The sequence below is a fragment of the Kitasatospora sp. NPDC003701 genome (genome assembly GCF_053587085.1).
The window spans coordinates 50,346-70,149 of the sequence record NZ_JBSFNM010000048.1; the positions used below are offsets into that span (position 1 = coordinate 50,346).

Annotated in this window: 18 protein-coding genes and 1 pseudogene; 6 read left to right on the forward strand and 13 right to left on the reverse strand. The window is 73.7% G+C overall.

From position 1 onward, the window contains the following. Positions 1-13: 13 nt before the first annotated feature. Positions 14-1,465, reverse strand: coding sequence for a choice-of-anchor A family protein (locus ACWDRR_RS32580; RefSeq protein ID WP_449775859.1), 1,452 nt, complete (start codon positions 1,463-1,465; stop codon positions 14-16). 244 nt (positions 1,466-1,709) lie between these two features. Between ACWDRR_RS32580 and ACWDRR_RS32585 the strand changes: the two genes are divergently transcribed. From ACWDRR_RS32585 to ACWDRR_RS32595, 3 genes are all read left to right on the forward strand, one after another. Next, a complete protein-coding gene (locus ACWDRR_RS32585) occupies positions 1,710-2,420 on the forward strand; it encodes a 4'-phosphopantetheinyl transferase family protein (RefSeq protein ID WP_449775860.1) in 711 nt (236 codons plus the stop codon). A 238-nt stretch (positions 2,421-2,658) separates the two neighbouring features. Further along, positions 2,659-3,141 carry a DUF2269 family protein gene (locus ACWDRR_RS32590; protein WP_449775861.1) on the forward strand — a complete coding sequence of 161 codons (483 nt, stop codon included), beginning with the start codon at positions 2,659-2,661 and terminating at the stop codon, positions 3,139-3,141. A 32-nt stretch (positions 3,142-3,173) separates the two neighbouring features. After that, positions 3,174-4,001: a helix-turn-helix domain-containing protein gene (locus tag ACWDRR_RS32595; RefSeq protein WP_449775862.1), complete on the forward strand. Its 828-nt coding sequence runs from the start codon at positions 3,174-3,176 to the stop codon at positions 3,999-4,001. A gap of 70 nt (positions 4,002-4,071) precedes the next feature. Here the strand turns inward: ACWDRR_RS32595 and ACWDRR_RS32600 are convergent, their stop codons facing one another. From ACWDRR_RS32600 to ACWDRR_RS32630, 7 genes are all read right to left on the reverse strand, one after another. Further along, positions 4,072-4,509, reverse strand: coding sequence for a hypothetical protein (locus ACWDRR_RS32600; protein ID WP_449775863.1), 438 nt, complete (start codon positions 4,507-4,509; stop codon positions 4,072-4,074). Between the two features lie 281 nt (positions 4,510-4,790). Continuing rightward, on the reverse strand, positions 4,791-5,681 hold the full coding sequence (locus ACWDRR_RS32605) for an amidohydrolase family protein (RefSeq protein ID WP_449775864.1): 891 nt from the start codon (positions 5,679-5,681) through the stop codon (positions 4,791-4,793). Beyond that, positions 5,678-7,483, reverse strand: coding sequence for an acyl-CoA dehydrogenase family protein (locus tag ACWDRR_RS32610; RefSeq protein ID WP_449775865.1), 1,806 nt, complete (start codon positions 7,481-7,483; stop codon positions 5,678-5,680). Before ACWDRR_RS32610 ends, ACWDRR_RS32605 begins: the two co-directional genes overlap by 4 nt. Continuing rightward, on the reverse strand, positions 7,467-8,096 hold the full coding sequence (locus ACWDRR_RS32615) for a TetR/AcrR family transcriptional regulator (protein WP_360628730.1): 630 nt from the start codon (positions 8,094-8,096) through the stop codon (positions 7,467-7,469). Before ACWDRR_RS32615 ends, ACWDRR_RS32610 begins: the two co-directional genes overlap by 17 nt. 284 nt (positions 8,097-8,380) lie before the next feature. After that, complete coding sequence (locus ACWDRR_RS32620) at positions 8,381-9,853, reverse strand: S28 family serine protease (RefSeq protein ID WP_449775866.1); 1,473 nt, start codon at positions 9,851-9,853, stop codon at positions 8,381-8,383. Positions 9,854-9,992: 139 nt separating this feature from the next. Continuing rightward, positions 9,993-10,907: a S1 family peptidase gene (locus tag ACWDRR_RS32625; RefSeq protein WP_449775867.1), complete on the reverse strand. Its 915-nt coding sequence runs from the start codon at positions 10,905-10,907 to the stop codon at positions 9,993-9,995. 296 nt (positions 10,908-11,203) lie between these two features. Beyond that, positions 11,204-11,833 carry a TetR family transcriptional regulator gene (locus tag ACWDRR_RS32630; protein ID WP_449775868.1) on the reverse strand — a complete coding sequence of 210 codons (630 nt, stop codon included), beginning with the start codon at positions 11,831-11,833 and terminating at the stop codon, positions 11,204-11,206. 87 nt (positions 11,834-11,920) lie between these two features. On the opposite strand from ACWDRR_RS32630, the gene ACWDRR_RS32635 reads away from it, so the two are divergent. The 3 genes from ACWDRR_RS32635 (at position 11,921) to ACWDRR_RS32645 (ending at position 13,572) form a co-directional block, all read left to right on the forward strand. Next, complete coding sequence (locus ACWDRR_RS32635; RefSeq protein ID WP_449775869.1) at positions 11,921-12,100, forward strand: hypothetical protein; 180 nt, start codon at positions 11,921-11,923, stop codon at positions 12,098-12,100. Between the two features lie 96 nt (positions 12,101-12,196). Then, the gene (locus tag ACWDRR_RS32640) at positions 12,197-12,496 is read left to right on the forward strand and encodes a DUF4190 domain-containing protein (protein ID WP_449775870.1); all 300 of its coding nucleotides are present in this window, start codon (positions 12,197-12,199) and stop codon (positions 12,494-12,496) included. Positions 12,497-12,684: 188 nt separating this feature from the next. Next, positions 12,685-13,572: a metallophosphoesterase family protein gene (locus ACWDRR_RS32645; protein ID WP_449775871.1), complete on the forward strand. Its 888-nt coding sequence runs from the start codon at positions 12,685-12,687 to the stop codon at positions 13,570-13,572. 217 nt (positions 13,573-13,789) lie between these two features. Here ACWDRR_RS32645 and ACWDRR_RS32650 read toward each other — a convergent pair whose 3' ends face one another. The 5 genes and pseudogenes from ACWDRR_RS32650 to ACWDRR_RS32670 form a co-directional block, all read right to left on the reverse strand. Next, positions 13,790-16,369, reverse strand: a complete 2,580-nt coding sequence (locus tag ACWDRR_RS32650; protein WP_449775872.1) for an ABC transporter permease — start codon at positions 16,367-16,369, stop codon at positions 13,790-13,792. Continuing rightward, positions 16,366-17,121 (reverse strand): ABC transporter ATP-binding protein, encoded by a 756-nt coding sequence (locus ACWDRR_RS32655; RefSeq protein WP_449775873.1) that lies wholly within the window; start codon positions 17,119-17,121, stop codon positions 16,366-16,368. Before ACWDRR_RS32655 ends, ACWDRR_RS32650 begins: the two co-directional genes overlap by 4 nt. After that, the gene (locus ACWDRR_RS32660; RefSeq protein ID WP_449775874.1) at positions 17,118-17,390 is read right to left on the reverse strand and encodes an SHOCT domain-containing protein; all 273 of its coding nucleotides are present in this window, start codon (positions 17,388-17,390) and stop codon (positions 17,118-17,120) included. Before ACWDRR_RS32660 ends, ACWDRR_RS32655 begins: the two co-directional genes overlap by 4 nt. Positions 17,391-17,604: 214 nt before the next feature. Beyond that, positions 17,605-18,280 (reverse strand): annotated as a pseudogene (locus ACWDRR_RS32665) (response regulator transcription factor). Then, complete coding sequence (locus ACWDRR_RS32670; protein WP_449775875.1) at positions 18,277-19,551, reverse strand: sensor histidine kinase; 1,275 nt, start codon at positions 19,549-19,551, stop codon at positions 18,277-18,279. Before ACWDRR_RS32670 ends, ACWDRR_RS32665 begins: the two are co-directional and overlap by 4 nt. Positions 19,552-19,804: the final 253 nt, after the last annotated feature.

The following is a 19,804-nucleotide window of genomic DNA, read 5'->3' on the forward strand; positions in this document are numbered from 1 at the left end:
CCGCCCGCCCGGGCTAGCTGTGGCGTCCGCGACGGCGGGCGGCCAGGACCGCGAGACCGCCGAGACCGAGCAGGCCGACACCGGCCAGGCCGAGCACGACCGGCCCGTTGCCCGCGCCGGTCGACGGCAGCGAACCGCCGCCGCCGGTCGACGAGCCGGGGGCCGGCAGGTGGCTGGTGGGCCGGTGACTGGTGGGCCGGTGGCTGGTCGGGTGCTTGGTCGGCCCGGTCGGCGCGGGGCTCGACGAACTGGGGGCCGGGGTGCTGGGCGACGCGGTCGGCGACGGGGAGGTCGGCGACGGTGAGGTCGGCGACGGGGACGTGGGCGTCGGGGACGGCGAGGTCGGCGTGGGGCTCGGCGAGGTCGGCGACGGCGACGTGGGCGTCGGGCTGGGCGTCACGGCGCAGTCCGGCAGGTCCCCGTCGAACGGGTAGCTGTGGATCTCGTAGCCGCCGCTGCCGGTCTGGATCAGGTTGCCCGCGAGGTACACCCGGCCGTTCATGCCGGGCTGGGCGATGGTCGTGGTGCCGCCCACGTTGCCCGCCATGACCGAGCCCTGGAACTGCGCGCTCCCGAGGATCCGCGCGTCGGTCGACGTGGGGAAGTTCCACATCAGCTTGGAGCGCATCTCGGTGGTCTGGTCCCCCGGCAGTCCGGTACCGGTGTAGGTGTTGATGATCGGGGCGGCCCCCAGCATGTTGACAACCACGGTGGCGCCGGCCGGGATGTTGGCGAAGACCAGTCCGATCTGCTGGGTGGCCGAGCCCAGGTTCCGGTCGACGTTGAAGACCTGCTTCATGCTGGTCCCGTCGCCGGTGAAGGTGGCCTCGCTGTTGGTCACCGCGACGGTGCCGGTGGCGGTCGCCGTGGCGACGCAGGCGGAGACCTCCTCGATCTGGGTCAGCACCGACTGGTAGGGAGCGGCGGCGTCGGGATCCTTGATCGCCTGACCGGTGGGGTCGATGTTGACGGTGCCGGTGAGCGTGCCCGCGTAGCGCAGGTTGCCGAAGGCCGGGCCCTTGGAGTCGCTGCCGCCGATGAGGATCTGGTCCCCGGTCTTCACGTCCACGTTGCCGCCGACGGTGACGAAGTCGCTCCCGTTGGGCGGCACCACCCGCGAACCGACCCCGACCACGCCCATGTTGAAGGCGCCGCCCCCGTTCTTGTCCACCGTGAGGTCGCCCAGGGTGACGACCTTGCCCTCCACCTCGGCGGCCCGGCCGTTCACGGTGTAGTCGCCGCCGGTGAAGACGTTGATCGAGGCGTCCCGCCCGGGAAAGTCCCCGTTGTGCGGCGGCGACGGCCAGACGGCCGGGCAGTCGGGCCCGGAGCAGGCGCCCAGCGGCGGAGCCAGCGGTGCGGCCGAACCCACCGTCAGCACCGCGGCCATCGGGAGCGCCGCGACCGCGGTCGCCACCGCCAGCCGGACGGCCCGGCGCCCGCGGACGGACGGCGGCCTCTTCATGGCGGTTGTTCTGCGACCCGGCGAACCCATGCCCTGATCCATCGACACATTCCTCCGCACAGAGAGAACGCGGCAGGTCGCACAACCTGCCGCGTTTCAGTTGATCCCAGCCGATATCCGATACATCCGGTACATCCAACACCAAATCGGACGATCCATACCCTACAGACCATCAGGACCGATCCCAAGCAGTCCGGGCGGCCGAGCGACCACGGCTCCCGCCGGCCCCCGCTAGGTTGGGTCCATGACTTCCGAGGACCAGGACCCGCACGCTCCGCTCGCCGCCGTCTCGGCCAGCGCCGACGTCCTGCGGCACCCCGAGGCCGGCGAACACCTGCTCACCGTCGTCGAGCGCGAGCGCGCCGCGCGGTTCCGGCACGCGTCGGGGCGGGTCGACTTCACCGCCGCGCACATCCTGGTCCGGCTCTGCGCCGCCCGCCTGCTCGGCGTGCCCGCCACCGAGATCACGCTGGCCCAGAACTGCCCCGACTGCGGCAAGGGCGACCACGGCCGGCCCTACCTGCCGGACCACCCGGACGTCCAGGTGAGCCTCTCGCACACCCGGGGGGTCGTCGCGGCCGCCGCCGGGCTCGTACCGGTCGGCGTCGACGTCGAGCTGACGGCCCGCAGCGGCTCGCTCCTCGACGTCGCCCCGCGCGTGCTCAGCCCGGCCGAGCTGCGGCAGGTCGAGGCGCACCCGGAGCCCGGGCGGGCCTTCCTGCGGCTCTGGGTGCGGAAGGAGTCGCTGATCAAGCTCGGGCGGGCCAGCCTGGACACCCTCGCCGGCGTCGACCTCTCCGCGCTGCCGCTCGACGTGCCGCCGGGGCAGCCGCTGCGCAGCCGCTACCAGGACCTGTACCTGCTCGACTGGGCGGACGTCCGGCAGGGGGCGGCCGTCTCGGTGGCGAGCACCGCCGCGCCGCGGGTCGTGGTGCTGACGCCGCCGGCCGGCTGAGCGCTCGGTCGGGGCCGCGGGTGGGACGGTCGTGGCCGCGGGTGGGACGGTCGTGGCCGCGCGCGGGTCGGTCGCGGGTCGGGCGGGCGGGCCGGTGAAGGCGGTGTCTCACCCGCGCGGCAGGGGCCCGGATAAGCGGTGTTAGCGTGCCTGCTCGGGGCTCGGAAACCGGACGCCCCGGCTGCCCGCGCCGCGTCCCCGGCGCGCAGCCCCCGTTGGATCAAAGGGTGTCCCCGCCATGGCCAAGTTCCTGCTGAGCCTGCACGTCCTCGCCTCGGTGCTGTTCATCGGCCCGGTGGCGGTGGCCGTGAGCATGTTCCCGCGCCGGGCGCAGGCCGCGCTGGCCGGCGGGCCGGACCGGGCCGCCGAGGCCGGCACCCTGCGCCTGCTGCACCGGATCACCCAGGTCTACGCGCTGCTCGGGATAGCCGTCCCGGTGATGGGCATCGGCGTCGCCCAGGTGATGGACGTGCTGGGGCAGTCCTGGCTGATCGTCTCGATGGTGCTCACCGCGCTCGCGGCGCTCTCGCTGCTGCTGTTCGTCCTGCCCGCGCAGCAGGCCGCGGTGGACGCGCTCGACCTCGACGCCGAGGCGCCCGAGCACGGCAAGGCCGTCCAGGGCCTGCGGCTGCTGCCGATGACGGCCGGGGTGTTCAACCTGCTCTGGGCCGTGGTCGTCGTCCTGATGATCATCCGACCCGGTTCCACCACCGGCGCCTGACCGGCCGGCCGCGCCCGGAGTACCGTCCAGTCATGACGACAGCGGGGATCGACACCGGTACGGGAACGGGCGTGGGGGCGCTGCTGCGCGGCTGGCGCGAGCGGCGACAGCTCAGCCAGCTGCAACTGGCGCTGCGGGCCGACTCCTCCGCCCGGCACATCAGCTTCGTCGAGACCGGGCGCTCCCGGCCCAGTCAGGAGATGGTGCTGCGGCTCGCCGAGCAGCTGGACATCCCCGTCCGCGAACGCAACTCCCTGCTGCTGGCCGCCGGTTACGCCCCGCACTACCCCGAGACGCCGCTGGACGACCCGGCGATGGACGCGCTGCGGGCCGGGATGGAACGGCTGCTGGCCTCGCACGACCCGTACCCGGCCGTGGTGGTCGACGGCACCTTCCGGGTGCTGGCGGCCAACCGCTCGCTCGGCCTGCTGCTCTCCGGCGTGGCCCCGCACCTGCTGGAGCCGCCGCTCAACGCGATGCGGATCACCCTGCACCCGGAGGGGCTGGCGCCGCGCATCGTCAACTTCCGGCAGTGGCGGCGGCACCTGCTGGAGCGGATGGGCCATCAGATCTCGCTGGTCCGCTCGGAGCCGCTGCGGGAGCTGTTCGACGAGGTCAGCGCCTACCCCGAGCCGGAGTCGGCCTTCGACGAGCCCGAGGAGGACATCACCGAGCTGTTCCCGTTCGCCCTGCCCATGCGGGTGGCGGTCGACGGGCAGGTGCTGTCCTTCCTCTCCACCATCGCGACCTTCAACACACCCATGGACGTGACCGTCTCCGAGCTGGCCATGGAGACCTTCCTCCCGGCCGACGCGCAGACGGTCGCGTTCCTGCAGGCGGCGGTACCCGCCGATCGTTAGCGGCTCACCCGGGCCGGGCGCCCGGCCCGGGCGCCCGGTCCGAGCGCCGGCGGGTCGCCCCGGTCCGCCGTCAGCGGTCCGCCCGGCCGAGCCCGCGCAGGGCGGTGAACTGGAGGGCGGCGAACAGCAGCACGGTGCCGGCCTGCAGCGGGATCCAGACCAGCCCGGCGGTGCTCGGCTCCAGCCAGACCTCCATCGCCACCAGGCTGAGCACCGCCCAGGCCACGTTGACGTCGATCACCACCTGTACGGCGAGGCGGGCCGGGCGGCGGCGGGCGGCCAGGAGGCCGACCGCGAGGCCGAACACCGCGAGGACGGCGCCCAGCTCGACCAGGGTGGCACCGCCGACACCGAGCAGGTCGCCGAGCGGGCCGGAGAAGGCCAGGTAGGCGAGGCCGTTGCCGCCGCTCACCAGCCCGTCGAGGGCGAGGAAACGGCGCAGGTTCTGCTGGGCCTTCCGGTCGGCGGCGGCGGTGGGGCGGGCGGCGGTGAGGGTGTTCGCGGACATGGCGGATCAGCCTCCGGAAGAGTGGTCGGATCCCGGTGCGGTCGGCGCGACCGGGTGCTCCACACTCTGCCCGGCGGGGCCCGGGGCGTCGATTACCTCCGAGGTCATGGCCCAGGTCAGGGGCACTGTCGGGGCAGGGCCGGGGGCTGATCAGGCCGGATCAGGCCGGACCAGGCCGGACCAGGGCCGTGGTCGCGGGCGCTGCAACGGGGCTCGCCGGTGCAGCGCCCGCGCGGGTACGGAGGTGCTGCTGGAGGTGTTGCGACCGGCCGGGGCGGTGGTCAGCCCGCCGGGTCGAGCCCGAAGAGCGCGGCGGCATTGTCGTGGCAGACCGCCCGCAGCCAGTCCTCCCCCAGCCCCAGAGCGGCCAGCGCCTCCAGCTGATGGAGGTACGGGTAGGGGATGTTGGGGAAGTCGCTGCCGAGCAGGACACGGTCCTGGAGCGCGCGCAGGCGCGGCAGTTCGGTGCGCGGGAACGGGTCGTCGGCCTCGACGAAGTCGGTGAACGCCATGGTGGTGTCCAGCCGGACGGACGGGTGGCGCTCGGCGAGGTCGAGGAAGTCGCGGTACTCGGACATGCCGAGATGGGCGACCACCAGGGGAAGCCCCGGGTGCCGGTCCAGCACCTCGCCGATCGGGCCGGGACCGGTGAACTTGCCCGCCACCGGCCCCGATCCGCAGTGGACGACCACCGGGGTGCCGGTCTGCGCGAGCAGCCCCCAGACCTCGTCCAGCCGAGCGTCCGTCGGGTCGTAGCCGCCGACCTGGAGGTGCGCCTTGAACACCCGGGCGCCGTCCTCGATCGCCCGCGCCACGTAGGCGGGCGCCTCCGCCTCGGCGAAGAAGGTCGCGGTGTGCAGGCAGTCCGGGGTGCGGGCGGCGAAGTCGGCGGCCCAGGCGTTCAGCCAGGAGGCCATCCCGGCCTTGTGCGGGTACAGCATGGACGTGAACGCCCGGACGCCGAACTCCCGCAGCCGACCGACGCGTTCGTCCTCGGTGACGCGGTAGGTGATCGGCCAGGGGCGGTTGACCAGCGGGCCGGCCACGTCGAAGTACGCCCACACCTTGTCCAGGACGTTCTTCGGCATGAAGTGGGTGTGCACGTCGATCAGGCCGGGCAGGCCGAGGGCCTGCCAGAACCCGCGGACCTCCGCCGCCTCGTCCGTGCTCACGCGGGCACCGGGCGGGCGCGGTCGATGATCGCCCCGGCGTCGAGGCCGGCGGGCAGGGTCCCGAAGGCGGCGCCGTGGTCGCCGCCGAGGCGGGAGGCGCAGAAGGCGTCGGCCACCGCCGGGTCCCCGTGGCGGACCAGCAGGGACCCCTGGAAGGCCAGCGCCATCGCCTCGACCAGCCGGCGCGTCCGGTACTCCAGATCACTCGGGTCGGTGAGCTGCTTGCGGAGCTCGGCGACGGCGGCGTCCAGCCGGCGGTCCGCGCCGGCGGCGGCGTCCAGCTCGCCGAGGAAGGCCTCGACGGTCTCGGGGTGCTTGGCCATGGCACGCAGCGCGTCCAGGGCGGCGACGTTGCCGGAGCCCTCCCAGATCGACACCAGCGGCGCCTCGCGGTAGAGCCGGGGCATGCCGGACTCCTCGACGTAGCCGTTCCCGCCGAGGCACTCCAGCGCCTCGGCGGCGTGCGCCGGACCGCGCTTGCAGACCCAGTACTTGGCGACGGCCAGCCCCAGCCGGCGCAGCAGCGCCTCGGTCTCGTCCCCGGCGAGCGCCCGGTCGGTGGCCTCGGCGAGGCGCATCGCCACGGTGGTGGCCGCCTCGGACTCCACGACCAGGTCGGCGAGCACGTTGCGCATCAGCGGCTGGTCGACCAGTGCCTTGCCGAACGCCCGCCGGTGCAGGGCGTGCTGGACGGCCCGGGTGGCCCCGAGCCGCATGCCGGACGCGGCGCCGACGGTGCAGTCGAGGCGGGTCATGTTGACCATCTCGATGATGGTCCGGACCCCACGGCCCTCCTCGCCCACCAGCCGGCCGACCGCGCCGTCGTACTCGACCTCGGCGGAGGCGTTGGACTTGTTGCCCAGCTTGTCCTTGAGCCGCTGGAGGTGGAGGCGGTTGCGGGTGCCGTCCGGGAGGACGCGGGGCAGCATGAAGCAGCTGAGCCCGCCCGGCGCCTGGGCCAGCGTCAGGAAGAGGTCCGACATCGGCGCCGAGGTGAACCACTTGTGGCCGGTCAGCCGGTAGGTGCCGTCCGCCTGCGGGGTGGCGGTGGTGGTGTTGGTGCGGACGTCCGAGCCGCCCTGCTTCTCGGTCATCGACATGCCCGCGATCAGCCCGCGCTTGCCGTGCGGCTCGCGCAGCCCGAAGTCGTACTCGGTGGCGGCCAGCAACGGCTCCAACTCGGCGGCCAGGGCCGGGTTCGCGCGCAGGGCGGGGACGGCGGCGTAGGTCATCGAGATCGGGCAGGTGTGGCCGGCCTCGACCTGGCTCCAGACGAAGAACTTGGCGGCGCGGGCGGCGTGCGCGCCCGGCCGGTCGTCCCGCCAGGGCGTGGCGTGCAGGCCGTGGCCGACGGCGGTGCGCATCAGTTCGTGCCAGTACGGGTGGAACTCGACCTCGTCGATCCGGTGGCCGAAGCGGTCGTGGGTGCGCAGGACGGGCGGGTGCTCGTTGGCCAACCGCCCCCACTCGGCGGCCTGTTCGGAGCCGGCCAGACAGCCCAGCTCGTGCAGCTCGGTCTCGGCCCAGCCGGCGCCGGCCCGGTGCAGGGCAGCGAGCAGGGCCGGGTCGGCGGCGGTGTCGTGCCCGTACGGCAGCGGCACCTGGTTGGTGACCTCGTGCGTCCTGGAGGCCGCGTACGCCGCCCCGGAGGCGGGGGCCGCTGCCTCGGGGGTCGCTGCCTCGGAGGCGGCCGGCGTGGGTTCGGCCGATGCGGACGTCGTCGTTGTGGGCGTGGCCGTTGCGGGCGCCGTCGCGTCGGGCGTGGGGGTGTCGGGCGTGGTGGTGTCAGGCGTCGCTGTCATCGCGTCCTCCCAGGGCACGCAGGGTGAAGGAGACCAGGGCGGGGACCACCTCGGGCGGGGTGTCCCCGGAAACGGGTGCGTGGGCCGCGGCGAGCGGGCCGGCCAGCGCCTCGCCGACCGCGCCGACCAGTGCGGCCGCGGTCAGCTCCGGGTCCTGCCGGGGCAGTTGGCCGGCCGCCACGGCGGCGGCGATCTCGGTGGCGATCACATCGCGGAACGCCCGCCGGAACACCAGGCGCTCGGCGTCCACCACGGCGTCGGCCGGCTCGACCAGCAGCACATGGGCGAGCCTGGGCGCACGCAGGGCGCGGGCGGCGAAGGTCTCGACCACGGCGGCGATCCGCTGCTGCGGGGTCTCGCGGCGGGCCACCGCCTCGGTGACGGCGGCGATCTCACGGGTGACCACCCGGCGGAACAGTTCCACGGACAGCTCGGCCTTGTTGGCGAAGTGCTGGTAGAGGCTGCCGGTGGCGATTCCGGCGCGGTCCGCCACGGCGGCCATCGAGCAGCCGCCGTAGCCGCGCTCGGCGAGCAACCCGACCGCGGCCTGCAGGACCGCCTCACGCTGGGCGTCCAGGCGGGCTTGTACGGCGGGGGTGCGTCGGTAGGCCATGAAAGTATTGAAGCACTGATTCATTGCTTCGGGGAGGGGGCGCGCCACGTTCCCGCACTCCGCCCCCGCCCCCACCCCCGCGCTCGGTGCGCGTGTACGCCGAAGGGCCACCCGTCGCGCCTGCGACGGGTGGCCCCGGGTGGTGCTCACCTGCGGCTCCGGCGGTGCCGGGCTTCGCGGTGCCGGCTCTGCGGTGCGGCCCTGGCGGTGCGGCCGGGTCGGACCGTCCGACAGGGCCGTCCGACCGGGCCGTCCGCGTGAGGGCCGGTGGCTGGAGGCGGCGGCTAGAGCCGGTGGTGCTCCAGCTTGAGGCCTTCCTCGTCCAGCGGCCCGAACGGCGGGATCTGGTGGGACTGGGCGAGCGAGCGGGCGCCGGCCGGGTCGGCCAGGCCGGCCCACTCCAGCACCTTGGCGGTGGCCTCGGCCGACTCGTCGGCCTCCAGCTTGCCGATGTTGGAGCCGTGGTTGCCCCCGGCCACGGTGTAGACGTAGCTGTCGTCACTGCCCCAGCCCAGCCGGAACGGCTCGGCACCCCACGGGTCGTTCTGGCCGTAGACGAAGATCATCCGCTCGGCGGAGTGCTTCACCCAGCGGTCGACGTCGCGCATCGCGGACGGGTCGAAGCGCATCGGGATGTTCTTCGGCACGTAGGTCCGCGGCGAGTACAGCTCCTTGTAGTCGTAGTGCTGCAGGCCCTTCAGGTACGAGACGTCGAAGGAGGGCGAACCCAGCTGCGTGCCCGCCTGGTAGTAGTACGCGGTGTACTGGGCGAGCGACTGGTCGCTGTTGCCGGTGATGCCGGACTGGGTGTCGAACCACGCGTACAGCTGGTCGTCGGTGGCGGTGGCCGCCACCGGGACGGTGGCGCAGTCCGCCTCGGTGCTGTACTGCCAGAACGCCCACACGACGTCGAGCACGCCCGCCTCGTACGCCCGGTCGGCACTGCCGGTGGTGGTGAAGGTCGAGCCGGCCGCCGCGTTGTCGGCCACGTAGCGGGCCTCCAGGCGGTCGCGGCGGACGAGCAGCTCACGCTGCGCGGCGGCGAGCGTGGCCCGGCACTCCGGCGTGCCGACGGTCCGGAAGAAGTCGGTGTAGGCGGAGTCCTCGCGGTTGTCGACGTCGTTCGGCGCGACGTAGGCGATGGTGCCGACCACGTCGTCCGGGAAGAAGCGGCGGTGGTAGGTCGAGGACATGCCGCCCTTGCTGGCCCCGGTCGAGAGCCACGCGCGCTGGTAGATCCGCTTCAGCGCGGTGATGATCCGGTGCGAGTCGGTGGCGGCCTGCTCGATGCCGGCCTTGGTCCAGTCGGCGGGCTCCGGGCGGGACGGCGTGAAGTAGCGGTACTCGATCGAGACCTGGTTGCCGTCGGTCAGCCGGGTCGGCTCGGTGCGCGAGGGGTTGGTGCCGAGCGTGTAGCCGTTGGTGTAGAAGACGGTCGGGCGGTCGTAGCCCCGGTGCAGCACGCTCAGCCGCTGCTGGAAGGTGCCCAGCCAGGGCCGGAAGTGGTCGATCGGCTGGGTGTAGGTGAGCAGGAAGTAGCGGTGGCCGGTGGTGGTGGGCTTCTCCTCGGTGACGGTCATCCCCGGGATGGCCGCCAGGCGGTCCTTGATGTCGGCCGCGGGGTTGTCCGCCGCGGAGGATCCGGCCGCGGCCGCCCCCGCTTCGGCACCGCCCGCCAGCGCGGGCGTCGCCAGGCCGAGGCCGAGCAGCGGTATCAGCAGTACGGCGACCAGCAGCCTTCTGAGCTTGGTGGACATCAACTCTCCATCGGGTCAACGGAACTGTTCGACACTTTCCGGCAATCGGGGCCCGACCGCCGGACAATCGGCCGTCCGGTAGACGGCCGAGTGGGCCACCCGCGGATCGCGGATGGCCCACCGGGGAAAGATGTGCTGGTCAGGGGCGCGGCAGGGTGCAGCCGGACCGGGTGAGGTCGAGGCGGTTGCCGGCGGCGAAGCAGGCCGGGATGCCGTAGGTCTCCTGGGCGTAGTTGATGCCCTTCCGGACGGTCACCACACCGCTCTGGTCGACCTCGCACGGGTTGTTGTCCGTGCAGCGCTGCCCGTCCTCGTTCCCCGTGTTGTTCACGGCGACGACCTGGCCGGTGTTGGCGTCGACCACCGGCGAGCCGGAGGTGCCGCCGATGGTGTTGCAGCTGGAGGTGTAGCGGACCGAGTCCTTCCAGGTCCAGGAGCCCTCCTTCAGCCGGTAGACGAAGCCGTCGACCGAGCAGGAGTAGATCTTCTTCCAGTACCCGGAGACGACCTTGATCGAGGTGCCCTGCACCGGGTGGCTCGCGGAGATGGTCAGCGGGGCGATCCCGTAGCTGGACTGGATCGCGGCGTAGGTGGTGTTCAGCTGGTAGATCGACACATCGGTGTCGGTCATCGTCCCGTAGACCACCTTGGTCGCGCGCAGCGTGGCGACCTTGGAACCGGCGCCGTTGAGCAGCGAGAACGTACGGCTGGAGGACTGGTTGACGACCACCTCGCCGGGGCCGGGGAACCCGGTCTCCAGGCAGTGGCCGTTCGAGAGGACGAGCGCCGGGTCCGTCGCGGCGGAGGCGGGGAGCCGGACGAGCGAACCGGAACAGTTGCTGAGCGCCACCGTCCCGGCGAAGTTCACGGCGGCGACGGCCTGGGCCTGCTGATCCTGGGACGGGGCCAGGAGCTGGGTGTCGGCCTGGGTCTGGGCCTGGGTCTGGGCCTGGGCGCCCGCCGGCGACGAGGCGACTGCGGCGGGGGCACCGGCGAGGGCGGTGGCCCCGGCGAACAGGAGCGCGGCGAACATGCCTATGAGCGGCTTCTTCATGAGAGACCTCTCGTTGTGGGGGTGCACCAAAGCTGGCGCGGACATGACGAGATGTCAAGAGTCCGACCACGAGGAGGAGGTCAGGCGCGGGAGGGCGCCCCCGGGCCGGGCGCCGGGCCGGGCAGGTCCGGCGGGGCGGGTCCGGCGGGGCAGGTCCGGCGGGGCGGGCGCCGGCCCGGGTCCGGCGGGGAGGGTCCGGCGAGGCGGGGTGGAGCAGGCCGGGGTGGATCGGGGCTGGGCGTGGCGGGCCGGGCGCGGCGACCGGGTGCGGCGCGCCGGTCAGGCCCGGGGGGCCGTCAGCCGCCCTGCCAGTGACGGCGGCCGAGGCTGATCAGGCGCAGCTGGAGCCTGGCGGTGGCGGCGATGTGCCGTTCGCGGGCCGGGTCGGCACCCTGCGCCTCCAGGAGGGCGGCGGCCGTGGAGACCATGTGGTCGACGTAGAGCTCGGCCAGCATCCGCAGATCCTCGTCGCTCCACCCGCGCGACACCGGCTGGAGCGCGAGCGCCGCGCCGACCTCCATGGCGAAGCGCCCGAGCTCGACGTCGATCGCCTCCCGCACCTGCCGCACACCCCCGTGCCGCTCGCGCGCCAGAAAGCGTACGTGCGACTGGTGTTCGCGCACATGCCGCTCGATGACGTCCACCGTCCGGTCGATCAGCTCTTCGGCCCCGCCCGCCCCGGCCAACACGGATCGGATCATCACATGGAGGCTGGCGAGCGACTCCTCGACCAGGGCCACCCCGAGGGCGGCGAGGTCCGGGAAGTGCCGGTAGAACGCGGCCGGGGACAGCCCGGCGGCCCGGGTGACCTCGCGGACGCCGAGGCTCGCGAGGTTCTGATCGGCCAGCAGGCCCAGCCCCGCATCCAGCAATGCGCGCCGACTCTGCTGCTTCTGGGCCTGTCTGGCCCCAACGGTGTGACTCACGCCATTCAGTAAACAAGTGTTTGCCGAAAATGGCCAGCCCGGCGTAGAGTGACGGAGGATTCAGCGAACACTTGTAAACCCAAGGCGGTGAAGCCGCCGGAAGGGCCCGCCATGATCCTGCTCACCGCCCTGGTCGCCATGGGCGTCCTCGTCGGCGCCGCCGCGCACACCTCACTCCCGGTCTTCCTCGCCGCCTCCGCCGCCATCACCGCCTGGCTGCTCGCGTTCGGCGCCCGTGAGGGCATCGCCCGCCTGCGGCAGCGCTGACCTCCGGACCTCCAGACCTCCTGACTTCCTGTCTTCCCCGACCGTCCTGCTGTCCTGCTGTCCCGCTGCCCCGCCGTCCCGGAAGGACCTGCCGTCATGAGCACCGCCACGAGCACTGCCACGAGCAACGCCACCGGCGCCGCCACCCGGCGTCACCGCACCGCCGAGGCCGACAACCTGGCCGTGGCCTCCTTCCTCCTCGGCCTGCCGGGCCTGCTGCTCTTCAACATCGTCCTGGGCCCCCTCGCCATCACCCTCGCCACGCTCGCCCTGGTCCGGGGCACCCGTCGCCGCGGACGCGCCGTGCTCGGCCTCGCCCTCGGCGTCGCCGCGCTGGTCATCCTCGCCGTCACCACGGTCGCCGGCCACGGCGTGCTCTGGCAGATCGGCGACTGAACCGGCGTCGGGCATCCGGTGTCGGGCATCCGGCCCCTCGCGGCCCCGTCGGCTCCCGAAGGACCCGGCACGCCGGTCCAACGGCGGAAGCGAGCCGCTCGAACGACTGATCCAGCCAACCTGAGGCGCGAAGCCCGTCCGCCCCCGTACTGTGGCGGTATCGGCCGGGTGACAACATGGGGGCTGGAGTGACGACCGAGTACCAGAGTGACGCGCAGTCGGGGCGGACGGGAGGCCCCGGACGGGCAGGCCGACTGCTCGCCGTCAGCGACCTGCACGTCTCCTACCAGGAGAACCGCGACCTGGTGGAGAAGCTGCAACCCGACTCCCCCGACGACTGGCTGATCGTCGCCGGTGACATCGCCGAGATCAGCACCACCATCGAGTGGTCCCTGAGCCTGCTCGCCGAGCGCTTCGCCCGGGTCATCTGGGCCCCCGGCAACCACGAGCTGTGGACCCACCCCGACGACCCCGTCCAACTGCGCGGCGTCGCCCGCTACGAGTACCTGGTGGAGCTCTGCCGCCGCCTCGGTGTCATCACCCCCGAGGACCCGTACCCGGTCTGGGAGGGCGCCGGCGGACCGGTCGCCGTCGCACCGCTGTTCCTGCTGTACGACTACACCTTCCGGGCGCCTGGCACGACCACCAAGAAGGAGTCCCTGGAGGCCGCGTACAACAGCGGTGTGGTCTGCTCGGACGAGCGACTGCTCCACCCGGACCCGTTCCCCGACCGCGACTCCTGGTGCCGCGAGCGCGTCCGGCTCACCGAGAAGCGGCTGGCGGCCTGCGACCCGGAGCTGCCGCTGGTCCTGGTCAACCACTATCCGCTGGTCCGCCACCCCACCGAGATCCTCTGGTACCCGGAGTTCGCCCAGTGGTGCGGCACCGAGCTGACGGCCGATTGGCACCGACGCTTCAACACCGCCGCGATGATCTACGGCCATCTGCACATCCCCCGGGTGACCAGCTACGACGGCGTCCGCTTCGAAGAGGTCTCGCTCGGCTACCCGCGTGAGTGGCACCGCCGCGGCCTGCCGGACCCACTGCTCCGGCAGGTCTTCCCCCAGGACGGCTGAGCACCGAGCGCGGCCGAGCACCGGTCCCGGCCGGGTGGAGGCACCCGGCCGGGTGGCCGAATCCAGCCGGGTGGGCGCACCCGGCCAGGTGCCGGGGAGGCCGGGTGCTGGAGGGCTCGCACCCGAGGGCGGCGGGGCCGGGGAGGATCCACGACGGGTGGCGCCCCGCCGGCACACCCGCCCCGCCCCACGCTCGTCCGTTCGCTCTGCCACCTCCTCACTCCGTCGCGATCGCCCGGAGTACGTCCAGCCGCGCCGCCCGGCCCGCCGGGCGCAGACCCGCGACCGCACCTGCCGCCAGCCCGGCCACCAGCACGATCGCGAGTTGCCCCGGCGGGATCGCGAACGAGCCCGTCCCCGCGCTGTCCGAGGCCCGCACCAGCGCCCAGCCGAGGAACGCCCCGAGGCCGAGCCCGCCGACCGTCCCGAAAGCGGCCACCAGGACCGACTCCCAGCGCACCATGCCCCGCAGCTGCGCCCTGGTCTGACCGACCGCCCGCAGCAGCCCCAGCTCCCTGGTCCGCTCGTGCACGGCCAGCGTCAGCGTGTTGGCGATACCGAGCAGCGCGATCAGCACGGCCAGCGCCAGCAGCGCGTAGACCACCGAGAGCATCATGTCGACCCCGCCGGCAGCGCTCTCCGCGTACTGGTCCCGGTCCTGCACCTGCGGGTTCCCGAACGGCGCGGCGGCCTTCTCGACGGCGGCCCGGCCCACGCCGAGCGGCACCGAGTCCTTGAGCCCGACCGCGACCATGGTGTCCGCGTCCTGCCCACGGTGCGGAGCCCAGGCCTGGCGAGTGATCAGATAGTCACCGGCCAGGCCCCCGTCCTCGTAGAGGGCGCGGATCGTGAACGGACCGCTCGTGCCGTCCGTGAAGGCGACACTCACGCTCTGCCCGAGCCGCCAGCCCCGCTGCTCCGCCTCGCTGCGCGTGACCGCCAGGCCGTCGGTGCCGAGCGTGTCGAGAGCGCCGTCGACGCGGCCGAGGTCGACTATCCCGGCCAGCCGCGCCGGGTCGGTGACGTCCAGCATCCGCCCGTGACCGTCGATCCGCGCGACACCGCGGCCGAGGCCCACCGTCTGCTGCACCTCCGGCAGTTGGGCGAGCGCGTCCGCCAGCTTGGGGCTGACCCCGCTGCCGCCCGCGCCGAACGAGGGCGCGGTGACGGCGAGATCCCCGGCGAAGGACGAGTTCACCGTGGAATCCAGGGTGGCCTTCACGGAGGCGCCGAACACCGTGAACAGCGTGACCACGGCGACGCCGATCATCAGGGCGCTCGCCGTGGCCGCCGTGCGGCGCGGATTGCGGGCCGCGTTGCGGCGGGCCAGCGTGCCGGACACTCCCCGCAGCCGGGACAGCGGTGCGCCCAGCACCCGGACGGCCAGGGCGGCGGCGACGGGACCGAGCACCACCACGCCGGCCAGAACGGCCAACGCACCCCCGGCGGTCAGCATGACCGACGGCCCGTCCGTCGCGCCGAGGACGGTGACCGGGACGCCCGCCGCGACCAGCAGCCCGCCGAGCACCACCCGGGCCCTGCCGGACCGCCCCACGGCGGCCCGGTCCACCCCGGTCTCGCGCAGCGCCGCCAGCGGCGCGGTGCGCCCGGCCCGGACGGCCGGCAGCAGCGCCGAGCCCACCGCGACCAACGTGCCGACGAGCAGCGGCAACACGACCGCGGCCGCACTGATCACCATCCCGCCCGTCGGCAGCGAGAAACCGAGCGCCGAGAACAGTGCCTTGAGCCCGGCAGCCACGCCGATCCCGGCGAGCAGCCCGCCGAGCGAGGCCAGCGCGCCGACGGCCAGCGCCTCCGCCAGCGTCGCCCCGAGTACCTGGCCGCGCACCGCACCGAGCGCCCGCAGCAGGGCGTTCTCCCTGGTCCGCTGCGCAACCACGATCGCGAAGGTGTTGTGGATGGTGAAAGTCGCGACCAGCAGCGCGATCCCGGCGAAGACCAGCAGCAGCGTGGTGAACATGGTCAGGAACCGCCCCGACACCATCGCGGTGCTCTCCTGGGTGGCCGCCGAGCCGGTGATCGCCTCCACTCCGTTCGGCAGCTCCGGGGCGACCCTCTTCACCAGCTCCTGCTGGGAGATCCCGTCCACCGCCCGGATCTGGATCGAGCCGGCCTGGCCGGTGCCCTTGGGCGTGAGGTACCGCTCGGCGTCCCCGAGGGTCAACGCGGTGAAGGTGCTCGGCCCCATCCCGTCCGCACTGTCCCCGAAGGTGGCGATACCGACGACGGTGACGGCCACCGGGTCGGGGGTGCGCAGCACGGTGGTGGAGCCGACGTGCAGCCCGCCGGCCTTCGCCGCGCCGCGGTTGACCACGGCCTCGCCGGGCGCCTGCGGCGCGCGCCCCTCGGCGAGCCGGTACGGGTTGAGCCGGCCGTCGGTGAGCCAGTTGCCGGCGAGGGTCGGCGGCCCCTGCCCGCCGACCGGTTTGCCGTCGCTGCCGACCAGCTGGCCGGCGCCCTGGACGGACGCCTCGGCGGCGGCCACCCCGGGGACGGCCCGCAGCCGCTCGGTGAGCGCCGTGTCGACGGGCGCCCGCACGCCGCCGGGCGTGCCCGGGGAGTCCAGCACGTCGGCGCTGCGGACCACCACGTCGGTACCGGCGTTTGCGTCGGCGAACAGGGTGTCGAAGTTGGAGCGCAGGGTGTCGCCGAGCACCATCGTCCCGGCCAGGAAGGCGACCCCGAGCAGGATCGAGAGGAAGGTGCCGGCCAGGCGCCGTTTGTGCGCTCCGAGCGAGCGCAGGCTGAGCCGGGCGGCGGCGGTCGCGGAGTTCATGACCGCCCCCGTTCGAAGGCCTTCATCCGGTCCAGCACCCGACCTGCGGTCGGCTGCTCCATCCGGTCCACCAGCCGGCCGTCGGCCAGGAACAGGGCCTGGTCGGCGTACCCGGCCGCCATCGGGTCGTGGGTGACCATGACCACGGCCTGCCCCATCTCGTCGACGGCACGGCGCAGCAGGCCGAGCACCTCGCCGCCGGTGCGGGAGTCGAGGTTGCCCGTGGGCTCGTCGGCGAAGACCACCTGCGGCCGTCCGGCGAGCGCCCGGGCCACCGCGACGCGCTGCTGCTGGCCGCCGGAGAGCTCGCTCGGACGGTGGTGCAGCCGGTCGCCGAGGCCGACGACGTCGATCAGCGCGTCCAGCCAGGCCCGGTCGGGCGCGGCGCCGGCCAGGTCGAGCGGGAGGGTGATGTTCTCCCGGACGGTCAGCGTGGGCACCAGGTTGAACGCCTGGAACACGAAGCCGATCCGCTCCCGGCGCAGCAGGGTGAGGCGCCGGTCGCCGAGCGGGCCGAGCTCGGTGCCGCCGATGTAGGCCCGGCCGGCGGTGAGGGTGTCGAGACCCGCCGCACAGTGCATCAGGGTGGACTTGCCCGAACCGGACGGCCCCATGATCGCGGTGAACCCCCCGGCCGGGAAGTCGACCGTGACGTGGTCCAGCGCCCGGACCACGGTGTCGCCGACGCCGTAGACCTTCACGGCGTCGACGACCCGGGCGGCGGTGTCGCGTACGACGTCGAGCGTGCTCACTTTCCCGCGCCCCCTCGACCCTGCTCGCGCCGCGTCTCGGTGAGGACGGCCCGCTTGTCGCGGTACTCCTCCGCGTCGATGTCGCCCTCGGCGTAGCGGCGGCCCAGGACGGCCAGCGGATGGTCCGCCCCGGCTCCGCAGCCCCTGCGCCAGACCGTCCGGCGCAGGACGACGATCACAAGGAACACCACGGCGGCCCAGGCCAGCGGGATCAGCAGGATCCAGGGACCGGGCCAATGCCCGTCATGGTCGGCCAGCAGTGTGTACATGGTGGTTCATCTCCTCGGCGGTGGGCTTCAGCCGCTTCGGGGTTCGCCCCGAAACACCTTGAGCCTCCCGCCGGGTGGCCTGCTCGCGCGTCCTCCGCCGAGCGGCCGTTGGGCTACTCCCGCGGGAGTACGGCCGGCCCCGGAGCAGCGCCCGGGAAGTACGCGCCGAACACCGGGCACGCCATACCGAGGCCTCCCTGCACGCGCGCGGGCCTCAGCCCAGCCAGCCGGGCCGGACCAGCCCCGACTCATAGGCGAACACGACGAGTTGGGCCCGGTCCCGCACACCGAGCTTCACCATGGCCCGGCTGACGTGCGTCTTCGCGGTCAGCGGGCTGACCACCAGGCGGCGGGCGATGTCCTCGTTGGAGAGCCCCATGCCCACCAGAGCCAGCACCTCCCGCTCCCGCTCGGTGAGCGCCGAGATGTCCGAGAGCCCCGCCGGGGTCTGCTCCGGCGCCTTGGAGCGGGCGGCGAACTCGCCGATCAGACGGCGCGTCACCCCCGGTGAGAGCAGCGCGTCCCGCCGCCGCGACCCGGACGGCACGCAACAGCTCGGCCGGCTCGGTGTCCTTGACCAGGAAGCCGGCCGCCCCCGAGCGCAGCGCCTCGAAGACGTACTCGTCCAGCTCGAAAGTCGTCAGGACGACCACCCGCACCTCGCCCAGGGCCGGATCCGCGGCGATCCGGCGGGTCGCCTCCAGCCCGTCCGTCCGGGGCATCCGGATGTCCATCAGGACGACGTCCGGGCGCAGTTCGCGGGTGAGGCGGACGGCAGCCTCGCCGTCGTCCGCCTCACCGACCACGGTGAGGTCGTCCTGCTGGTCGAGCAGCGCCCGGAAGCCCGCCCGCACCAGCAGCTGGTCGTCCGCCAGCAGGACCCTGATCACTCGTCCTCCGCCCCGGTCGTGGGCAGCGTCGCCCGGACCCGGAATCCGCCGCCCGCCAGCGGCCCCGCCGTGATGGTCCCGCCGAACGCGGCGACCCGCTCCCGCATCCCGGTCAGCCCGCTGCCGGTGCCACCCGCGTCGCCGGTGGCGGCCGGGCCCGGGTCGTCGACCGTGACGACCAGGGCGGCCGGATCCGTCCAGTCCAGGCCGACGGTCGCCTGCCGGGCGACCGAGTGCCGGATCACATTGGTCAACGCCTCCTGGACGATCCGGAAGGCCGTCAGGTCGACGCCGGCGGCCGGCGTTCGCCGCCCACCCGTCTCGCGCACCTCCACCGCCAGCCCGACCCGCTGCGCCTGCTCGGTCAGCTCGTCGAGCCGGGCCAGCCCGGGCGCCGGGCCGCGCGGCGCCGCCGCTCCCGGTCCGCGCAGCGTCCCGAGCACCTGGCGGACCTCGCCGAGGGCCTCCTTGCTGGTCGCCTTGATCGTCGCCAGCGCCGTCCGGGCCTGCTCCGGCCTGCTGTCGATCAGTTCGAGCGCGACCCCGGCCTGGACGGTGATCAGCGACAGGCTGTGCGCCAGGATGTCGTGCAACTCCCGTGCCATCCGCAGCCGCTCCTCGTCCGCCCGGCGCTGCTCCTGCTGCTGGCGGTACTCCCGGTGGGCGGCGATCTGCTCCCGCCGGAACCGTACGATCTCCGCGACCGACAGCACCAGCAGCAGCCAGGCCACCAGCCCCAGCTCCTGCCACCACGCGATCGTCGGCGGCGCCGTGCGCAGCCAGCCGGTCGGCACCACGAAGGTGATCAGCACATGGGCGAGGTAGACCCCGCCGAGGCCGGCCCAGGCGGCCCGCCGGTGGCCGGAGGCGACCGCCACGCAGCAGGCGATCACCCAGCTGACGAAGACCGGCCCGTACGGATACCCGGCGAACAGGTACAACGCGGTGACGGCCGAACTGCCCGCCACCGCCGCCACCGGCCACCGGCGGCGCAGCACCAGCAGGGCCGGCCCGAGCAGCAACAGCAGGTAGCCGAACGCGTCCAGCGGGACCCGCCCGCTCTGGTGCTGCGCGGCCGCCGTGGACCCCACCACCTGGACCGCCGCGATGACCAGCGCCGCGGCCACCGGCCAGCCCGCCTTCGCGGCCCGTACCCACGGCGGGCGCCAGGGCTCGGCCTGCCCGTCCGCAGGCGTCACGAGCCCGTGCGCGGGCACGGCACGCCCGCCGGCGCCGGGCAGCTCCTCCGACGCGGGGTGCTCCCCCGACACGGACGGCTCCTGGGACGACGGCCCGGAATGCCCCAGCGACACGGGCGGCTCCTCCCACGACGGGCCGGGGCGCGCCCGCGGCGACTGAGGTGTACGCGGCGTCATGCCCGGAAGGCTAGACCCCGGGTACGCCCCACCGCGTCACCCAGGAGTCGGCTTCGGGGGTCGGGGGCCGAGGTCACGTCCAGCCGGACCTGGTAGCTGTCCACGGCCAGGATGCTGGCCCGCTGCTGGGCTTCGTCGCGGCTCAGGT

Bases quoted from the DNA above. Each gene is read 5' to 3' on its own strand.
- ACWDRR_RS32580 (WP_449775859.1), bottom strand. From the start codon at position 1,465: ATGAAGAGGCCGCCGTCCGTCCGCGGGCGCCGGGCCGTCCGGCTGGCG.
- ACWDRR_RS32585 (WP_449775860.1), top strand. From the start codon at position 1,710: ATGACTTCCGAGGACCAGGACCCGCACGCTCCGCTCGCCGCCGTCTCG.
- ACWDRR_RS32590 (WP_449775861.1), top strand. From the start codon at position 2,659: ATGGCCAAGTTCCTGCTGAGCCTGCACGTCCTCGCCTCGGTGCTGTTC.
- ACWDRR_RS32595 (WP_449775862.1), top strand. From the start codon at position 3,174: ATGACGACAGCGGGGATCGACACCGGTACGGGAACGGGCGTGGGGGCG.
- ACWDRR_RS32600 (WP_449775863.1), bottom strand. From the start codon at position 4,509: ATGTCCGCGAACACCCTCACCGCCGCCCGCCCCACCGCCGCCGCCGAC.
- ACWDRR_RS32610 (WP_449775865.1), bottom strand. From the start codon at position 7,483: ATGACAGCGACGCCTGACACCACCACGCCCGACACCCCCACGCCCGAC.
- ACWDRR_RS32615 (WP_360628730.1), bottom strand. From the start codon at position 8,096: ATGGCCTACCGACGCACCCCCGCCGTACAAGCCCGCCTGGACGCCCAG.
- ACWDRR_RS32620 (WP_449775866.1), bottom strand. From the start codon at position 9,853: ATGTCCACCAAGCTCAGAAGGCTGCTGGTCGCCGTACTGCTGATACCG.
- ACWDRR_RS32625 (WP_449775867.1), bottom strand. From the start codon at position 10,907: ATGAAGAAGCCGCTCATAGGCATGTTCGCCGCGCTCCTGTTCGCCGGG.
- ACWDRR_RS32640 (WP_449775870.1), top strand. From the start codon at position 12,197: ATGAGCACCGCCACGAGCACTGCCACGAGCAACGCCACCGGCGCCGCC.
- ACWDRR_RS32650 (WP_449775872.1), bottom strand. From the start codon at position 16,369: ATGAACTCCGCGACCGCCGCCGCCCGGCTCAGCCTGCGCTCGCTCGGA.
- ACWDRR_RS32660 (WP_449775874.1), bottom strand. From the start codon at position 17,390: ATGTACACACTGCTGGCCGACCATGACGGGCATTGGCCCGGTCCCTGG.